1 protein-coding gene is annotated in these 495 nt (G+C 50.9%); it reads right to left on the bottom strand.

Translation table 11 applies throughout. The features are described from left to right. The coding region (bla, locus tag AAEY78_RS12275) for a class A beta-lactamase (protein ID WP_352339624.1) at positions 1-495 on the bottom strand (495 nt) is incomplete at both ends.

Here is a 495-nt window from a genome sequence, read left to right as displayed (position 1 = left end):
ATTTCGTTCATCCATAGTTGCCTGACTCCCCGTCGTGTAGATAACTACGATACGGGAGGGCTTACCATCTGGCCCCAGTGCTGCAATGATACCGCGAGACCCACGCTCACCGGCTCCAGATTTATCAGCAATAAACCAGCCAGCCGGAAGGGCCGAGCGCAGAAGTGGTCCTGCAACTTTATCCGCCTCCATCCAGTCTATTAATTGTTGCCGGGAAGCTAGAGTAAGTAGTTCGCCAGTTAATAGTTTGCGCAACGTTGTTGCCATTGCTACAGGCATCGTGGTGTCACGCTCGTCGTTTGGTATGGCTTCATTCAGCTCCGGTTCCCAACGATCAAGGCGAGTTACATGATCCCCCATGTTGTGCAAAAAAGCGGTTAGCTCCTTCGGTCCTCCGATCGTTGTCAGAAGTAAGTTGGCCGCAGTGTTATCACTCATGGTTATGGCAGCACTGCATAATTCTCTTACTGTCATGCCATCCGTAAGATGCTTTTC

Source organism: Psychrobacter sp. 16-MNA-CIBAN-0192, from assembly GCF_040309565.1.
GTDB lineage: Bacteria > Pseudomonadota > Gammaproteobacteria > Pseudomonadales > Moraxellaceae > Psychrobacter.
Note: the sequence above shows the minus strand (reverse complement) of the source record. Positions and strands in the feature narration are given on the sequence as shown.